The sequence below is a fragment of the Paenirhizobium selenitireducens ATCC BAA-1503 genome, from assembly GCF_900492185.1.
Taxonomy (GTDB): domain Bacteria; phylum Pseudomonadota; class Alphaproteobacteria; order Rhizobiales; family Rhizobiaceae; genus Allorhizobium; species Allorhizobium selenitireducens_A.
This window is the reverse complement of the sequence record NZ_UEYP01000001.1, coordinates 725,653-742,347: the sequence shown is the minus strand read 5'-3', so window position 1 is coordinate 742,347 and position 16,695 is coordinate 725,653. Positions and strand designations below refer to the sequence as shown.

Sequence of the window (16,695 nt, the reverse complement as noted above, 5' to 3'; positions counted from 1 at the left end):
GTCCTGAAGTGAAGTCATCTTTGTTGGGAGGAAATGAGATGAAGAAGACGCTTGCAGCCCTTGCGGCGGCGACCATGCTGATGACCAGCATGCCGGCCTCTGCCGATCTGATCGTGCCGAACCTGTCCTATAGAACCGGACCCTATGCGCCCGGGGGCATCCCCTATGCCGATGGTTTCAACGACTACTTCACCCTTCTCAACGAGCGAGATGGCGGTATCGGCGGAGAGAAGGTCGTCGTCCCGGAATGCGAGACGGCCTACAACACGGAAAAAGGCGTCGAGTGCTATGAGGCGACCAAGGGCAATGGCGCACTCGTCTATAATCCGCTGTCGACCGGCATCACCTATCAGCTGATCCCCAAGACCGCGGCCGACGGCATTCCGCTTTATACGCCGGGCTACGGCCGCACCTCGGCTGCGAACGGCAAGGTGTTCGAATGGGTCTTCAACTACCCTGCCAATTACTGGGATGCGGCAAGCGTCGCCATCCGCTACCTGCTCGACCAGAACGGCGGAGACCTGAAGGGCAAGAAGGTCGCGTTGCTTTACCACAATTCGGCCTATGGCAAGGAACCGATCCGAACGCTGACCGAGCTTTCCAAGAAGCACGGTTACGATCTGTTGCAGATCCCCGTCGATCACCCCGGCCAGGAGCAGAAGAGCCAGTGGCTGCAAATCCGCCGTGAAAAGCCGGATTACGTGCTGATGTGGGGCTGGGGCGTGATGAATGCCGTGGCCATCCAGGAGGCGTCCAACATCAACTACCCGATGGAGAACTTCATCGGCGTGTGGTGGTCCGGCGCCGAGCACGATGTCATGCCGGCCGGCATGGGTGCCAAAGGCTACAAGTCGCTGGCCATGCATGGGACCGGCATGGATTACCCGGTCTACGGCGACCTCAAGAAATATGTGATTGATGCCGGCAAGGCGAGCGGCGCGGGCGACCAGGTCGGCTCGGTTCTCTATTCCCGCGGCATGTATGCAGCGCTCGTCATCTCGGAAGCCATCCGCAAGGCCCAGCAGATCACCGGCAAGTCGGCGATCACCGCCTCCGATTTGCGCAACGGCTTCGAGGAACTGGAGATCACGGAGGCGCGTATGGCCGAGCTCGGCCTGCCGAAATTCGGCCAGCCGTTCAAGGCTTCCTGCGCCGATCATGGTGGACCGGGTGCCGCCCTCGTCCAGCAATGGGACCCTTCCGCCAAGAAGTGGAGCCTGATCACCGACTTCATTGCGCCTGACGATGAGGTGCTGACGCCGCTGGTGATGGATGATTCCGCAGCCTACGCCGCGGAAAACAAGATCGCCGAACGCTGCAACTGAGCCTGAAGCTGCCCCGGCTTCCTGCCGGGGCAGCTCGAACCTCATGCCGGGACGACATCCATGCAGAACGCGACGAACACGAACGAGGCCTTGCTTGAGGTCAACAATATCGAGGTGATCTACAACCACGTCATCCTCGTGCTGAAAGGCGTCAGCCTGTGCGTGCCGCATCGCGGGATCACCGCGCTGCTGGGCGGCAACGGTGCCGGCAAGACGACGACCCTGAAGGCGATCTCCAATCTGCTGAAATCCGAGCGCGGCGAGGTCACCAAGGGGTCGATCGTCTACCGCGGCGACCGCGTGCAGGATCTGTCTCCGGCCGATCTGGTGCGGCGTGGCGTCATCCAGGTCATGGAGGGTCGCCACTGCTTCGAGCACCTGACGGTTGAGGAAAACCTGATGACCGGGGCCTATACCCGGCGCGACAGCAAGGCCGAAATCCGGCGCGACCTCGACAGGGTCTACACCTATTTTCCGCGGCTGAAGGACAGGCGCAAGTCGCAGGCCGGCTACACCTCCGGCGGCGAGCAGCAGATGACGGCCATCGGCCGGGCGCTGATGAGCCGGCCGGAAACCATTCTTCTCGATGAACCCAGCATGGGGCTTGCACCGCAACTGGTCGAGCAGATCTTCGAGATCGTCAAGGCGGTGAACGAGGGCGAAGGGGTCGCCTTCCTGCTAGCCGAGCAGAATACCAATGTGGCGCTGCGCTATGCGCATTACGGCTACATCCTGGAAAGCGGTCGCGTGGTTATGGATGGCCCGGCCAAGGACCTGCGCGAAAACCCGGACGTCAAGGAATTCTATCTCGGCATGTCGGATAAGGGACGCAACAGTTTCCGCGACGTCCGCAGCTATCGTCGCCGCAAGCGGTGGCTGGCATGAGGACGGCAAGGCAAGGACATACATCATGAGCCATTTTGACACCCTCGAAACCCGTTCGCAGGACGAGCGCGAAGCCGGCCAGCTGACCCTCCTCAACGGCCTGCTCGAGCGCCAGGGGCAGCGGCCATTGGACAAACTCTCCAGCCTCGCGTCGTTGCCGGTCTTGCGCAAGGCGGAACTGTCCGAGCGGCAGAAGGCGAAACCTCCCTTCGGCGGCCTGCCGGTTGGCGATATCGTGCACTACTTCCAGTCGCCGGGACCGATCTACGAGCCCGGCGGCGTCAGCCATGACTGGTGGCGCATGGGCCGCTTCCTGCATGCGCTGGGCGTCGGTCGCGGAGATATCGTGCACAATTGCTTCGGCTATCACCTGACGCCGGCCGGCATGATCTTCGAAAACGGGGCGCGGGCGGTAGGGGCTGCGATCCTGCCCGCCGGTACCGGCCAGACGGAATTGCAGGTGCGGGCCGCCGCCGATATCGGCACCACGGTCTATGCGGGGACACCGGATTATCTCAAGATCATCCTCGAAAAGGCCGACGAACTCGGCGAACGCCTGACAATCAATCGTGCCGCCGTCTCCGGCGGTGCCCTGTTTCCCAGCCTCCGGCAGTACTACGCTGACCGTGGCATCAGTTGCCTGCAGGTCTATGCCACGGCCGAGCTTGGCAACATCGCTTATGAATCGCCCGCCATGGAGGGATTGATCATGGACGAGGGCGTGATCGTCGAGATCGTTCGCCCGGGCTCTGACCGACCGGTGCCGGATGGCGAAGTGGGCGAGGTTGTCGTCACCTCGCTCAATCCGGATTACCCGCTTGTCCGTTTTGCCACGGGCGATCTCTCGGCCATCCTGCCCGGCACCAGCCCCTGTGGACGGAGCAACCGTCGCATCAAGGGCTGGATGGGCCGTGCCGACCAGACCACGAAGATCAAGGGGATGTTCGTGCGGCCCGAGCAGGTGGCCCAGTTGGTGGCGCGCCATGACGAAATCGCGCGGGCGCGGGTGGTGGCCAGCCGCGAAGGCGAAATGGACATTATGACGGTGCAAATCGAGACGCGGGCCACCAATCCGGCGCTTTATGAGCCCAGTATCGTCGCGACGCTGAAGATGCGGGCCCATGTGGAATTGCTGCCGCCCGGCGCATTACCGAATGACGGAAAGGTCATCGAGGATCGCCGCAGCTATGAATAGCCGTGTCGGATCCATGCCTGTCCGGGAAGTGGCGCTTTGCCATGGCCCTGTTTTTTTCAACGGCAGGGCGTACAACTCTCTGGCTGGGATTCCCGGCATCGGGATGGTGATGCAGACGGCAAGAGGAGAAGAGCATGCGGCATGATGTGGTCATCGTCAGCGCAGCCCGTACGCCGATGGGCGGTTTTCAGGGAGCGCTGTCGGGAAAGACGGCTGCGGAACTGGGCGCGGTTGCGATAGCTGCCGCGCTGGAGCGTGCCAAGGTCGAGGGCGCCGATGCGGATGAAGTCCTGATGGGTTGCGTGCTCTCGGCGGGCCAGGGACAGGCGCCGGCCCGTCAGGCGGCGCTGGGTGCGGCCATGCCTGTGTCCACCCCGGCCACCACAGTCAACAAGATGTGCGGGTCGGGCATGAAGACGGTGATGATGGCCCATGATGCCCTCAAGGCCGGGCACGCAAAAATCATGATTGCCGGCGGCATGGAGAGCATGTCGAATGCGCCCTACCTCCTCGACCGCGCCCGCGCGGGCTATCGCATGGGCCATGGCCGGGTCCTCGACCACATGTTCCTCGACGGTCTTGAGGATGCCTATGATAGGGGCCGTCTGATGGGCACCTTTGCCGAGGAATGCGCGCAGGCCTACCAATTCACGCGAGAGGCGCAGGATGAATATGCGCTGCGGTCCCTGTCGCGGGCCCAGGCTGCCATTGCTGAAGGGCGGTTTGCCGGCGAGATCGCACCGGTTTCCGTGACGGGAAAAGGCGGCGCGACCATGGTCCTTACCGATGAACAGCCCGGCAATGCACGGCCGGACAAGATTCCGCATCTCAAACCGGCCTTCCGGCCGGATGGCACGGTGACGGCGGCGAACGCCTCCTCGATCAGCGACGGGGCGGCAGCCCTGGTTCTCATGAGCCTGGACGAGGCGGAAAAGCGTGGACTTACGCCGCTGGCCCGCATTGTCGGCCATGTCAGCTATGCCAGCGAGCCCCGGCTGTTTCCAACGGCGCCGATCGGCGCCATGCAAAAACTCTTTGAGCGCACCGGGTGGTCCGCGGGTGAGGTCGACCTGTTCGAGATCAACGAGGCCTTCGCGGTGGTGGCCATGGCCGCCATGCGCGATCTCGATCTGCCTGCCGACAAGGTGAATGTGAACGGCGGTGCCTGCGCCCTTGGCCATCCGATCGGTGCATCGGGTGCGCGTATTCTGGTGACGCTGCTCGCTGCATTGCATGAGCGCGGCGGGAAACGCGGCGTCGCCAGTGTGTGCATCGGTGGCGGCGAAGCGACGGCAATTGCCTTCGAAAGAATGAATTGAGCTGAGCCGATGGATTTTTCCCTGACCGAAGAACAGACCGCTATCCGTGACATGGCCGAGAGCTTCGCCCAGGACGAGATCGCGCCGCGCGCACTCGAGTGGGATCAGGCCAGACATTTTCCCGTCGATGTCATTCGCAATGCCGCTTCGCTGGGTCTCGGTGGCATCATGGTCGCGGAAGAGTTTGGCGGTTCGGGACTCGGGCGTTTCGAGGCGGTGCTGATCTATGAGGCGCTCGCCAAAGGCTGCGCCGCCATCTCGGCTTACCTTTCGATCCACAACATGGTTGCGACCATGATCGACAAGCATGGCAGCACGGCACAGAAAAAGACCTATCTGCCGCGGCTCTGCAGCGCCGAGATCCTGGCTTCCTATTGCCTGACCGAACCGTCCTGTGGCTCGGATGCGGCGGCCCTGACCACACGGGCCGAACGCGACGGCGACGATTACGTGCTCTCCGGCCAGAAGATGTTCATTTCCGGTGCCGGCGCGACGGACCTCTACGTGGTGATGGCGCGCACCGGTGGGCCCGGTGCGAAGGGTGTCTCCGCATTTCTGGTGGAAAAGGATGCAGAGGGCATCACCTTCGGTGCCAATGAAAAGAAGATGGGCTGGAACGCCCAGCCGACGCGCACCGTGATGCTGGATCGGGTTCGCGTGCGGGCGGATGCAATGCTTGGCCCGGAAGGAGCCGGCTTCAAGCTGGCCATGGAGGCGCTGGACGGCGGGCGCACCTCGATTGCCGCCTGCTCGCTCGGCGGTGCGCAATCGGCCCTGGAAAAGGCTGTCGCCTATACCGGCGAACGCAAGGCCTTCGGCCAGAAGCTGAACGAATTCCAGGCGCTGCAGTTTGCCATCGCGGAAATGGCGACCGATGTCGAAGTGTCGCGCACTTTCCTGTGGCGGGCAGCCGCCGCGTTGGACGCAAAACTGCCGGAGGCGACGCGGCTTTGCGCCATGGCTAAGAAGCATGTGACGGACAGCGGTTTCGAGGTTGCGAACCGTGCACTGCAACTGCACGGCGGCTACGGCTATCTGGCGGATTACGGCGTGGAGAAAATCGTCCGCGACCTGCGTGTTCACCAGATTCTGGAAGGGACGAATGAGATCATGCGCCTGATCATCGCGCGCTCGGTTCTGGCCGAGGCTTGAGGGGGGTATCATGGAGATTGCGGGTAAGACCTTCATCGTCACGGGTGCCGCCTCCGGTCTTGGCGCCGCTACAGCCGAGATGCTGATTGCCGCGGGGGCCAATGTGGTGATCGCCGACCGCGATGAGCAGGCGGGACAAGCTGCCGCCGCACGGCTCGGGGGCCAGGCACGCTTCTGCCTGACCGACGTCACGAGCGAGGCCGATGCGAGGGCGGCGGTCGCTCTTGCCGAAGGCGCCTTCGGTGGCTTGCACGGGCTGGTCAATTGTGCCGGCGTGGCGCCCGGCGAAAAAGTGCTTGGCCGCGACGGCCCGCATGGATTGGAGAGCTTTTCACGCGCCGTTTCCATCAACCTGATCGGCTCCTTCAACATGGCGCGGCTCGCCGCCGACGCCATCGCGAGATCAGCACCGAATGCCGGAGGCGAACGCGGCGTTATCATCAACACGGCTTCGGTCGCCGCCTTTGAGGGGCAGATCGGCCAAGCGGCCTATGCCGCCTCGAAGGCGGGCGTGGTCGGCCTGACCCTGCCCATGGCACGCGAACTTGCCCGCCACGGAATCCGCGTCATGACCATTGCACCCGGCATCTTCAAGACGCCGATGATGGCGGGCATGCCGCAGGAGGTGCAGAACGCACTCGGCGCTTCGGTGCCCTTTCCGCCGCGCCTGGGAGAGCCAGCGGAATATGCGGCGCTGGTGCGGCACATCATCGAAAATGCCATGCTGAACGGGGAGGTCATCCGTCTGGATGGAGCGCTCCGCATGGCCCCGAAATGAGGAGGACTTCATGTTTCATGCCACCATGCGCTTCGATCTTGGAGAGGACGTCAGCGCCCTTCGCGACACCGTGCACGCCTGGGCGCAGGACAGGCTGAAGCCCATCGCCGCCGACGTGGATCGAGCCAACAGTTTCCCCAATGCGCTCTGGAAGGAGATGGGGGAACTGGGCCTGCATGGCATTACGGTGAGCGAGGATTATGGCGGGGCGGGCATGGGCTATCTTGCCCACACCGTGGCGGTGGAAGAAATCGCCCGTGCCTCGGCTTCGATCAGCCTGTCCTACGGCGCCCATTCCAACCTTTGCATCAACCAGATCAAGCTGAACGGCAGCGATGAGCAGAAGCGGAAATATCTGCCCGGCCTGGTCTCCGGCGTGCATGTGGGCGCGCTTGCCATGTCCGAGCCCGGCGCCGGCTCCGACGTCGTCTCGATGAAGCTGAGGGCCGAAAAGCGCAACAGCGCCTATGTGCTGAAGGGCAACAAATACTGGATCACCAATGGGCCCGATGCCGATGTGCTGGTGGTCTATGCCAAGACCGATCCTGACGCCGGCTCGAAAGGCATCACAGCCTTCATCGTTGAAAAGAGCATGAAGGGTTTCTCCAGCAGCCCGCATTTCGACAAGCTCGGCATGCGCGGTTCCAATACCGCCGAGCTCATTTTCGATGACGTGGAGGTGCCCTTCGACAACATGCTTGGCGAAGAGGGCCGGGGCGTGCGCGTCCTCATGTCGGGCCTGGATTTCGAACGCGTGGTGCTCGCCGGCATCGGGCTTGGCATCATGGCCGCCTGTCTCGACGAGGTGATGCCCTATGTGGCGACCCGCGAGCAGTTCGGCCAGCCGATCGGCAATTTCCAGCTGATGCAGGGCAAGATCGCCGACATGTATGTCGCTCTCAATACCGCCCGCGCCTATGTCTATGAAGTGGCCAAGGCCTGTGATCGCGGCGAGGTGACCCGGCAGGATGCGGCAGGTGCCGTGCTGTACGCCAGCGAACAGGCCATGGTGCAGGCTCACCAGGCCGTGCAGGCGATGGGGGGAGCCGGCTTCCTCCAAGACAGCGTGGTAAGCCGGCTGTTCCGCGACGCCAAGCTGATGGAAATCGGTGCCGGCACGTCCGAAATCCGCCGCATGCTGATCGGTCGCGAACTGATGGCGTCCATGGCCTGATCCCGCATTGTCTGCAGGGCACGTTCACGACAGGAGGGCCGATGAGACTGAAATCCGACCATATTCCAGGGTCTGAAAGCGCGAAGAAGAACCGCGCCTCGCATCTTGGCCTTCTGGAGGAGATCCGCGCGGCTGCTGCACTTGCCGCAGAGGGTGGCGGCGAGGAAGCGCGCAAACGCCACGCAGCGCGTGGCAAGATGCTGCCCCGCGAGCGCGTCGCCAATCTGCTCGATGCGGGCTCGCCCTTCCTGGAAATCGGTGCGACGGCTGCCCACGGCATGTATCATGGTGCGGCGCCGGCTGCCGGCTTGATCGCCGGCGTGGGCCGGGTCGAGGGCCAGGAAGTCATGATCGTCGCCAATGATGCGACGGTAAAGGGTGGCACCTATTATCCGATGACGGTGAAGAAGCATCTGCGCGCGCAGGAGATCGCCGAAGCCTCTCACCTCCCCTGTGTCTACCTGGTCGATAGCGGTGGTGCCAATCTGCCGAACCAGGACGAGGTCTTCCCGGACCGCGACCATTTCGGCCGCATCTTCTTCAACCAGGCGCAAATGAGCGCCAAGGGCATCGCCCAGGTCGCCGCCGTCATGGGGTCGTGCACGGCCGGCGGTGCTTACGTGCCGGCCATGTCGGATGTGTCGATCATCGTTCGCGATCAGGGCACCATCTTTCTGGCTGGCCCGCCATTGGTCAAGGCGGCGACCGGCGAAGTGGTGAGTGCCGAGGATCTGGGCGGCGGCGATGTTCACACCCGGCTCTCAGGCGTGGCGGATTATCTGGCGGAGGACGATGCCCATGCGCTGGCACTTGCCCGCCGCGCCATCGCAAATCTCAATCGGCAGAGGCCGACAAGCGTCCAGTGGCAAGCGCCGGAAGATCCGGCCTTTGACCCCGACGAACTGCTGGAGGTCGTACCGGCCGATCCGCGCACGCCCTATGACATCCGCGAGGTGATTGCCCGTGTGGTGGATGGCAGCCGGTTCGATGAGTTCAAGGCCCGTTTCGGCGAAACCCTGGTCACCGGCTTCGCCCACATCATGGGCTGCCCGGTCGGCATTGTCGCCAATAATGGCGTGCTGTTTTCCGAAAGCGCCCAGAAAGGCGCACACTTCGTCGAATTGTGTTCGCAACGCGGTATTCCGCTCGTCTTCCTGCAGAACATCACCGGTTTCATGGTGGGCCGAAAGTATGAAAACGAAGGCATCGCCCGCCATGGCGCGAAGATGGTGACGGCGGTGGCGACCACCGCGGTGCCGAAGATCACCATGCTGGTTGGCGGCTCCTTTGGCGCCGGCAATTACGGCATGGCCGGCCGCGCCTTCTCGCCACGCTTCCTCTGGACCTGGCCGAATTCGCGAATCTCCGTCATGGGTGGCGAACAGGCCGCAGGCGTCCTTGCCACGGTCCGCCGCGAAGGCATCGAGCGCAAGGGCGGCCAATGGAGCGCCGAAGAGGAAGCCGAGTTCAAGCGGCCGACGCTGGAGTTGTTCGAGCGGCAAAGCCATCCGCTCTACGCCTCCGCCCGCCTTTGGGACGATGGCATCGTGGATCCCCGCAAGACCCGGGAGGTTCTCGCTCTGTCGCTCTCGGCCAGTCTTAACGCGCCAATCGGGGAAACCCGCTTCGGCCTGTTCCGCATGTAATCGGGATCTGGAGGACACAATCCATGTTTCGCAAGATCCTGATCGCCAATCGCGGGGAGATCGCCTGTCGCATCATCGCAACGGCGAGAAAGCTGGGCGTTTCGACGGTTGCGGTTCATTCCGATGTCGACGCGCGCGCCTTGCATGTCACCATGGCGGATGAGGCGGTTGCCATCGGCGGTGCGGCACCGAAGGACAGCTATCTCAAGGGGGATGCCATCATTGCCGCAGCGCTGCAGACGGGCGCGGAGGCCATTCATCCCGGCTATGGCTTCCTGTCGGAAAATCCGGACTTCGTCGAGGCGGTGGAAAGGGCCGGCCTTAACTTCATCGGTCCTTCGGCGAAAGCGATCCGCGCCATGGGCCTGAAGGATGCTGCCAAGGCACTGATGCAGGAGGCCGGCGTTCCGATCGTGCCCGGCTATCACGGCGACAATCAGGACGCGATGTTTCTTGCCGGGGAGGCGGATGCCATCGGCTATCCGGTGCTCATCAAGGCGGTGGCCGGTGGCGGCGGCAAGGGCATGCGACGTGTCGATGCGGCCGCCGATTTTGCCGATGCCTTGCGTGCTTCGAAGGCGGAAGGGGCCCATGCGTTCGGCAATGATGCCGTCCTGATCGAGAAATATGTCGCCTCCCCCCGCCATATCGAAGTGCAGGTCTTCGGAGATGGTCGCGATGCCGTGCACCTGTTCGAGCGCGATTGTTCGCTGCAGCGTCGTCATCAGAAGGTGATCGAGGAGGCCCCGGCGCCTGGCATGACGCCGGAGATGCGCGCCGCCATGGGTTCGGCGGCCGTCAAGGCCGCCAAAGCGATCGGCTATTCCGGTGCCGGAACGGTGGAATTCATCGTCGATGGATCGCAAGGCCTTCGCACCGACCGTTTCTGGTTCATGGAAATGAATACGAGGCTCCAGGTGGAGCATCCGGTCACCGAGGCCGTGACCGGCCTGGATCTGGTGGAATGGCAGCTGCGAGTGGCAAGCGGTGAGCCCTTGCCGCTCACCCAGGATCAGATCCAGTTGTCGGGCCATGCCTTCGAAGCCCGGCTGTACGCCGAAGACGTGGCGGCAGGGTTCTTGCCCGCAACGGGCAGGCTCGCGCATCTCGCTTTCCCCGGCGATTGCCGGGCCGATACCGGCGTGTCGGGCGGCGATGTAATATCGCCGTGGTACGATCCGATGATTGCCAAGATCATCACCCATGGCCCGACCCGCGACATCGCCCTTTCAAGGCTCAACCGCGCGCTCGAGGAAACGCAGGTGGCCGGAACCGTGACCAATCTTGCCTTTCTCACGGCTTTGTCACGCCACCGGGGTTTCGTCCGGGGTGAGGCGGATACCGGCCTGATCGAACGCGATCTGGCATTGCTGACAGCGAAAGCTCAGGATGATCCCGCCGATGAGGCCATGGCTGCGGCGGCTGTATTGCATGCGGCGGCCTTGCCGCTCGATGTGCTGGCGGGTTTTACCCTCTGGGCGCCGTTGACGCGCCGCATGACATTGGAAGTCGGCGGCGATCTGATCGAGGCGGAACTGACCCTTTCCGGTCCGGACCATGCCCTCGTCCGTATCCGTGACCGGGAATGGCAGGCGGTGCGCCAGGGTGGTCGCTGGCATCTCGCCGGCCTTTCGCGCATGCAGATCGTAGAAGACGATGGAATCCATGTCTTTGCCTCCGGTTTGACCACAAGCTTCCGCCGTCACGACCCGCTGGACCGCAGTGCCTCTGCGGGTCTCGGCAGTGACATGACGCTGGCTCCCATGCCGGGTCTGGTGCGTGCCGTGTTGGTGAGCGCCGGACAGGATGTGGAGATGGGCCAACCGCTGTGCGTGCTGGAAGCCATGAAGATGGAGCATACGCTGAAGGCGGCCCGTGCCGGCCGCGTGGCGGAGATCTTCATTCAGGGGGGCCTCCAGATCGCAGCGGGCGATCCGCTTGTTCTCCTGGAAGCGGAAGAGGCCGGCCATGGCTGAGTTCGTCGAAATCTACGAGGTCGGCCCGCGCGATGGTCTGCAGAATGAAAAGAGGCTGATCCCGACCAAGGAGAAGCTGGCCCTCATCGAGAAACTTGTCGCCTGCGGCTTTCGCCGTATCGAGGCGACAAGCTTCGTCAGCCCCAGATGGGTGCCGCAGATGGCGGATGCGGCAGAGGTGATGGCCGGGGTGCCGCGCCGCGCCGGGCTTTCCTATGCCGCGCTCGTACCCAATCTGAAAGGCTATGAAGCGGCAAAGGCTGCGGGTGCCGGCGAAGTGGCGATCTTCGTCTCGGCCTCGGAAGGGTTCAGTCGTGCCAATCTCAATGCGTCGATTGCGGAAAGTCTCGAGCGGCTGAAACCTGTGGCGGAAGCGGCGCTCGCCAACGGCGTTCGCCTGCGGGGATATGTGTCGGTGGTCACCGATTGTCCCTTCGAGGGCAAGGTCGCGCCGGAACAGGTCGCCAAGGTGGCATCGCAACTCGACGCGCTCGGCTGCGACGAAATCTCGCTTGGCGAGACGCTGGGGCGGGCGGGGCCGGAGGCCGTGGCCGCCATGCTTGACGCGGTCCTGCAGCGGTTGCCGGCATCGAAGCTGGCGGGACATTTCCACGATACCGGTGGTCTGGCCCTGCTGAACATCGATGTCGCCTTGCAGGCGGGGCTGCGCGTCTTCGACGCCTCTATCGGTGGACTGGGCGGCTGCCCCTATGCGCCGGGTGCTGCCGGCAATGTCGCAACGGAAGCGGTTGCGGCGCATCTCGCCGGGCTTGGTTTCGAAACCGGCCTGGATATCGACGCTTTGGCTGCTGCCGCCCAATTCGCCAGAACCTTGCGGAGCCCATCATGAACGAGACGATCAAGGTCGATGTGGATGCGCGCGGCATCGTTCAGCTCAGGCTGAGCCGAGCCGACAAGCGCAATGCGCTTTCCGCGCAAATGATCGGGGAGCTCACCGCCTTCGCCGAGATGGCCAGCCAGCGCCGCGACTGGCGGGCCGTCATCCTCTCCGGGGAAGGCGATGCCTTCTGCGCCGGCGGCGATCTCGATTGGATGCGCCAGCAGATGGCTGCCGACAGGCAGAGCCGCATGGCCGAGGCGGGCAAACTGGCCGGCATGCTGGGTGCGCTGAACGCCCTGTCCCAGCCGCTGATCGGCGCGGTCCATGGCAGCGCCTTCGGGGGCGGTGTCGGCCTGGCCTGCGTCTGCGATCTGGTGCTGGCGACGCCGGAAACCCTGTTCGGCCTCACCGAAACCCGGCTCGGTCTGATCCCGGCCACCATCGGACCTTACGTTCTGGCGCGCCTGGGCGAGGGACGGGCAAGGCGCATCTTCATGTCCGGGAAACGCTTCAAGGCTGCAGAGGCGATGGAACTCGGCATCGTTGCGCGTCTCGTTGGGGGCGACGGGCTGATGGCCGAAGCTGTCCGCGAGGCGGAGCAGTATCTGGCGGCAGCACCCGGTGCCGTGGCAGCCGCAAAGGCGCTCGCCCGTTCCCTCTCGCGATCCCTCGACCCGGCGCGTATCGAGGAGAGCATCATTGCCCTGGCCGACACCTGGGAGCAGGACGAGGCGCGCGAAGGTGTTGCCGCCTTTTTTGACAAGCGCAAACCCTCCTGGGACAGAACTGGCTGAAGGCAATCCCTGCCGGACCTGTCAACGGCAGGGGTGACCACGCCGGATTGTCACGGAAGTCGTCCGCAAGCATTGCCTTTCCAAGTTGGTCCACGGGACTTTCTTATACAGAAATGAGTTTTATGCACGAAACGTCATTTACTCTGTTTCGTTCTCCCACTTATTGTCTTTGCAGGTTTTTGCGGCTGTGACCCGTTCGCCCCGGCAATGTTCCCCGCCTGGGTCTATCGGGTCCATAGTTGGGGGGGAATATCCTTGTCCAATACGAGCGAGACGAACATCCTTTCCAAGGCGACCCGTCCGTCGGAGGCGGTCATCCGGGTCGAGCGCTATCCGGCGACATCCCGCATTCTCCACTGGGTCGTGGCATTGCTCGTGCTCGCGACGTGGCCGTTGGGCTTCTTTATCCAGTTCACCAAAAAGGAGGTGTCCCTGGATTTCTACATGGTCCACGAGAGCTTTGGCTTCCTGGTGCTGTGGTTCATGCTGCTGCGTGTCGGCAACAAGCTCATTGCCAGACCTCCGCATCCGGAGGGACCCGCCATCCAGCGGTTTGCGGCGGCCGCCGTCCATGGCCTGATCTATGTCTTCCTGATCGTCATGCCGATCAGCGGCTTCCTTGCCACCAACGCGCATGGCTTTCCGCTGGTCTGGTTCGGCCTCGTGCCGGTCTGGAGCCCGCTGGACAAGGCGCCAGACATTGCCGGTACGCTTTCCGCGGTCCACGCCTGGAGCGCGTGGATCCTTTTGATGCTGTTCGCGTTGCATATCGGGGCGGTGCTGCTTCATCATGTGATCAAGCGCGACAACACACTGTACCGGATACTTTAGGGCGGATAATGCGCAGTTTGGAGATCACCGAGGCGACGTGGGAGCGGCTTCTCGCCTTGCGGCAGGGAGCCGCTGATATCACGGCGACTGACGCCGCCCATGCACTCTATTCACCGATCGCAGGCGCGCGCGAACAATTCGTACTGGCGCAAGTGGGGCAATCGCTCGACGGGCGCATCGCCACACCAGCGGGTGACGCGCGCGACATTTCCGGGCCTGACGGCCTTGCCCATCTTCATCGATGCCGGGCGCTCGTCGATGCTGTCATCGTCGGCGTGGGCACGGTCAGGGCCGACGATCCGAAACTCTCGGTCAGGATGGTCAAGGGGCCGGCGCCGGTGCGCGTGGTCGTGGACTGTCACGCGGTCCTGGAGGGTGGCGAGAGCCTGTTTCATGATGGCGGGGCCCCGGTGATCGTGTTTCGCAGCGCCAGCGCCAAGGGCCGGCCGTTGCCGACGGCGGAGGTGGTAGACCTTGAGCCCAAGCCCCGCGGGCTCGACCCGCGAGACATCCTCGATGCGCTGGCAAGACGCAACCTTTTGCGGGTGCTGGTCGAAGGTGGTGCCCGGACGATCGCGCGGTTCATCGATGCAGGCCTCGTCGACCGGCTGCATGTCGCCATCTCACCGATCATCATAGGGTCCGGGCCCAGCGGGATCATGTTGTCGCCGATCGAGCGGCTCGCCGGCGCCCATCGCCCGATGACCGAGGTCTACAATCTCGGCAGCGACATCCTGTTCGACTGCCAGCTGGAACGGCGAAGCGCGTCAGACCGGCAGGGCGAGGATGACCGTGTGGCCGACCCGGCATGAGCTGCGCGACTGGCCGATGGCCGGAGGACGTCCGAGGAAAGATCGGTGACGATCAAGCGGCAACCGATTCCGGCGCTGCGAGATAGGCGATCACGGCATCGGAGATCATCTGCTTGTGTCGGGCGTAAATTACCGGCTCGGACAGGTTGCGGTGGAAGATCGTGCCGAACGTGTATCGGTTCGAGACCCTGAAGAAACAGAAGGCGCTGATCAGCATGTGCAGGTCGATCGCATCGACGTTGCGCTTGAAGGTTCCTTCCCGCCTGCCGCGGTCGAGGATCTCCTGAATCGTGCGGATGACCGATATGTTGAGTTCGCCGATTTCCGTCGAGCGCCGCATGTGCATGGCGTGATGGATGTTCTCGATGCTGACCAGCCGGACGAATTCCGGATTTCCTTCATCATGGTCGAACGTGGAGGAAATGAGCTGGCGCAAGGCCGTTTCCGCCGGCATGTCGGCCAGCGCGAGATCGGATTCCAGCGCGCGGATCTTGCGGTAGGCCCTTTCGAGCACGGCCAGGTAGAGGCCTTCCTTGCTGCCGTAGTAATAATAGATCATCCGCTTGGAGGTGCGGGTCTTTTCCGCGATCGCGTCGACCCGGCCACCGGAGAGGCCGAATTCGGCAAACTCCGTCGTGGCGACATCGAGGATGTTTTCCCGGGTCTTTTCCGGATCGTTCTTGCGTATGTCTCTGGCGTTTCCGGCCATGATCAATCCACTCCCCCCATGATCGCCAGTAAACCCTTGGGCTTCCTGGCGAACACTCGCCGTTTCGGCTCATTCTCCCTTCGTTTCTTAGTCACCTTGTCGCTGCGATTCAACCGGGCCACAATTGACACGAACTAGTTAGTACAATAATTCCGTAAGTGTGGGGACGAAGGGCGGCCGGCGGGATGGGCCGCCTGTCAAAGGACGCGGGAGGGCGAGGCGATCGGCCAAGGCGCCGACCGCATCGCCAGGCGAGGACAATGACCAGACTGGACGGAATAACACGGGCGGGCCTCATAGGCTCCGGAATTCAACGCTCGCTCACCCCTGCCATGCATATGGCTGAGGGTGCCTCACAGGGCTTTGACTATCGTTACGAATTGCTCGACCTCGATCTCAAGGGCGACGGTACGGAATCGCTGCCACAGGTCGTCAGGGAGGCGGAGGAGCGCGGCTTTTGCGGTCTGAACATCACGTTCCCCTGCAAGCAGCAGGTGATCGGCCTGCTGGATGAACTGTCCGACGACGCCGCAAGGCTCGGCGCGGTCAATACGGTCGTGCTTCGTGACGGCCGGCGCATCGGGCACAATACCGACTGGTGGGGTTTCGCCCAAGGGCTTCGCCTCCAGTTACCGCAGGCCGATCTGACGAATGTGGTGCAACTCGGCGCCGGAGGCGCCGGAGCGGCCACCGCATTCGCCGCCCTGCAACTCGGGGCGGACGCCCTGACAATCTTTGACGTCGACACTGCGCGGGCTCAGCAACTGGCCGCCGCTATGGCGGGTCACTTTCCCAATGCCGAGGTTACCGCCGGATCGGACCTGCGGCAGGCCATGGCCGCGGCAAGCGGGCTGGTTCACGCGACCCCGACCGGCATGGACAAGCATCCGGGCCTGCCTTTGCCCGCCGAGCTTCTCTACCCTCGGCTCTGGGTGGCGGAGATCGTCTACTTCCCGCTGGAGACCGCGTTGCTGTCCGAGGCACGACGCCGAGGCTGCAGCGTGGCGGACGGTGGCGGCATGGCGGTGTTCCAGGCCGTCGGCGCGTTTTCACTGTTCACCGGACGCGAGGCGGATGCCGAACGCATGCGGGCGCACTTCCGCTCCTTGACCGGGAGCCCGCCGGCTCCGGTCGAACGGCGCGCCTGAGAGACAATGTCGATCCTTGCCGATCCTGTGGATGCGGACGTGCCGGGGTCTCGGCAAGCGCGGTTGCGATCGCGCAAATCGATGCTAGGTGAAGTTCGGGAGACAAGGGA

15 protein-coding genes are annotated in these 16,695 nt (G+C 63.5%); 14 read left to right on the top strand and 1 reads right to left on the bottom strand.

Annotation, left to right across the window (positions count from 1 at the left end; translation table 11 throughout):
* Positions 1-38: 38 nt before the first annotated feature.
* The 13 genes from RHIZ70P_RS03585 (at position 39) to RHIZ70P_RS03525 (ending at position 14,728) form a co-directional block, all read left to right on the top strand.
* Positions 39-1,325: an ABC transporter substrate-binding protein gene (locus RHIZ70P_RS03585; protein WP_115668972.1), complete on the top strand. Its 1,287-nt coding sequence runs from the start codon at positions 39-41 to the stop codon at positions 1,323-1,325.
* Between the two features lie 60 nt (positions 1,326-1,385).
* The gene (locus tag RHIZ70P_RS03580; RefSeq protein ID WP_115668971.1) at positions 1,386-2,210 is read left to right on the top strand and encodes an ABC transporter ATP-binding protein; all 825 of its coding nucleotides are present in this window, start codon (positions 1,386-1,388) and stop codon (positions 2,208-2,210) included.
* Between the two features lie 25 nt (positions 2,211-2,235).
* Positions 2,236-3,405 (top strand): phenylacetate--CoA ligase family protein, encoded by a 1,170-nt coding sequence (locus RHIZ70P_RS03575; RefSeq protein WP_115668970.1) that lies wholly within the window; start codon positions 2,236-2,238, stop codon positions 3,403-3,405.
* Between the two features lie 134 nt (positions 3,406-3,539).
* On the top strand, positions 3,540-4,724 hold the full coding sequence (locus RHIZ70P_RS03570; RefSeq protein WP_115668969.1) for an acetyl-CoA C-acyltransferase: 1,185 nt from the start codon (positions 3,540-3,542) through the stop codon (positions 4,722-4,724).
* A gap of 9 nt (positions 4,725-4,733) precedes the next feature.
* Positions 4,734-5,876, top strand: coding sequence for an acyl-CoA dehydrogenase family protein (locus RHIZ70P_RS03565; RefSeq protein WP_115668968.1), 1,143 nt, complete (start codon positions 4,734-4,736; stop codon positions 5,874-5,876).
* Between the two features lie 10 nt (positions 5,877-5,886).
* Positions 5,887-6,654: a 3-hydroxyacyl-CoA dehydrogenase gene (locus tag RHIZ70P_RS03560; protein WP_115668967.1), complete on the top strand. Its 768-nt coding sequence runs from the start codon at positions 5,887-5,889 to the stop codon at positions 6,652-6,654.
* A gap of 10 nt (positions 6,655-6,664) precedes the next feature.
* Positions 6,665-7,828, top strand: a complete 1,164-nt coding sequence (locus tag RHIZ70P_RS03555; RefSeq protein ID WP_115668966.1) for an isovaleryl-CoA dehydrogenase — start codon at positions 6,665-6,667, stop codon at positions 7,826-7,828.
* A 41-nt stretch (positions 7,829-7,869) separates the two neighbouring features.
* Positions 7,870-9,474, top strand: coding sequence for a carboxyl transferase domain-containing protein (locus tag RHIZ70P_RS03550; protein ID WP_115668965.1), 1,605 nt, complete (start codon positions 7,870-7,872; stop codon positions 9,472-9,474).
* A 23-nt stretch (positions 9,475-9,497) separates the two neighbouring features.
* On the top strand, positions 9,498-11,450 hold the full coding sequence (locus RHIZ70P_RS03545; RefSeq protein WP_115668964.1) for an acetyl/propionyl/methylcrotonyl-CoA carboxylase subunit alpha: 1,953 nt from the start codon (positions 9,498-9,500) through the stop codon (positions 11,448-11,450).
* Positions 11,443-12,300: a hydroxymethylglutaryl-CoA lyase gene (locus RHIZ70P_RS03540; RefSeq protein ID WP_115668963.1), complete on the top strand. Its 858-nt coding sequence runs from the start codon at positions 11,443-11,445 to the stop codon at positions 12,298-12,300. Before RHIZ70P_RS03545 ends, RHIZ70P_RS03540 begins: the two co-directional genes overlap by 8 nt.
* Complete coding sequence (locus RHIZ70P_RS03535) at positions 12,297-13,085, top strand: crotonase/enoyl-CoA hydratase family protein (RefSeq protein WP_115668962.1); 789 nt, start codon at positions 12,297-12,299, stop codon at positions 13,083-13,085. The genes RHIZ70P_RS03540 and RHIZ70P_RS03535 overlap by 4 nt, the downstream gene beginning before the upstream one ends.
* A 255-nt stretch (positions 13,086-13,340) precedes the next feature.
* Positions 13,341-13,916, top strand: coding sequence for a cytochrome b (locus tag RHIZ70P_RS03530; RefSeq protein WP_328588169.1), 576 nt, complete (start codon positions 13,341-13,343; stop codon positions 13,914-13,916).
* Positions 13,917-13,924: 8 nt separating this feature from the next.
* Complete coding sequence (locus RHIZ70P_RS03525; protein ID WP_115668960.1) at positions 13,925-14,728, top strand: RibD family protein; 804 nt, start codon at positions 13,925-13,927, stop codon at positions 14,726-14,728.
* A gap of 52 nt (positions 14,729-14,780) precedes the next feature.
* On the opposite strand, the gene RHIZ70P_RS03520 is transcribed toward RHIZ70P_RS03525, so the two are convergent.
* A complete protein-coding gene (locus RHIZ70P_RS03520) occupies positions 14,781-15,437 on the bottom strand; it encodes a TetR family transcriptional regulator (protein ID WP_115669069.1) in 657 nt (218 codons plus the stop codon).
* A gap of 260 nt (positions 15,438-15,697) precedes the next feature.
* On the opposite strand from RHIZ70P_RS03520, the gene RHIZ70P_RS03515 reads away from it, so the two are divergent.
* Positions 15,698-16,585, top strand: coding sequence for a shikimate dehydrogenase (locus RHIZ70P_RS03515; protein ID WP_115668959.1), 888 nt, complete (start codon positions 15,698-15,700; stop codon positions 16,583-16,585).
* The last annotated feature ends 110 nt before the right edge of the window (positions 16,586-16,695 follow it).

Coding starts and splice junctions, on each gene's coding strand:
- RHIZ70P_RS03520 (WP_115669069.1), bottom strand. CDS start 15,437: ATGGCCGGAAACGCCAGAGACATACGCAAGAACGATCCGGAAAAGACC.
- RHIZ70P_RS03535 (WP_115668962.1), top strand. CDS start 12,297: ATGAACGAGACGATCAAGGTCGATGTGGATGCGCGCGGCATCGTTCAG.
- RHIZ70P_RS03570 (WP_115668969.1), top strand. CDS start 3,540: ATGCGGCATGATGTGGTCATCGTCAGCGCAGCCCGTACGCCGATGGGC.
- RHIZ70P_RS03560 (WP_115668967.1), top strand. CDS start 5,887: ATGGAGATTGCGGGTAAGACCTTCATCGTCACGGGTGCCGCCTCCGGT.
- RHIZ70P_RS03580 (WP_115668971.1), top strand. CDS start 1,386: ATGCAGAACGCGACGAACACGAACGAGGCCTTGCTTGAGGTCAACAAT.
- RHIZ70P_RS03585 (WP_115668972.1), top strand. CDS start 39: ATGAAGAAGACGCTTGCAGCCCTTGCGGCGGCGACCATGCTGATGACC.
- RHIZ70P_RS03545 (WP_115668964.1), top strand. CDS start 9,498: ATGTTTCGCAAGATCCTGATCGCCAATCGCGGGGAGATCGCCTGTCGC.
- RHIZ70P_RS03565 (WP_115668968.1), top strand. CDS start 4,734: ATGGATTTTTCCCTGACCGAAGAACAGACCGCTATCCGTGACATGGCC.
- RHIZ70P_RS03550 (WP_115668965.1), top strand. CDS start 7,870: ATGAGACTGAAATCCGACCATATTCCAGGGTCTGAAAGCGCGAAGAAG.
- RHIZ70P_RS03515 (WP_115668959.1), top strand. CDS start 15,698: ATGACCAGACTGGACGGAATAACACGGGCGGGCCTCATAGGCTCCGGA.
- RHIZ70P_RS03555 (WP_115668966.1), top strand. CDS start 6,665: ATGTTTCATGCCACCATGCGCTTCGATCTTGGAGAGGACGTCAGCGCC.
- RHIZ70P_RS03540 (WP_115668963.1), top strand. CDS start 11,443: ATGGCTGAGTTCGTCGAAATCTACGAGGTCGGCCCGCGCGATGGTCTG.
- RHIZ70P_RS03575 (WP_115668970.1), top strand. CDS start 2,236: ATGAGCCATTTTGACACCCTCGAAACCCGTTCGCAGGACGAGCGCGAA.
- RHIZ70P_RS03525 (WP_115668960.1), top strand. CDS start 13,925: ATGCGCAGTTTGGAGATCACCGAGGCGACGTGGGAGCGGCTTCTCGCC.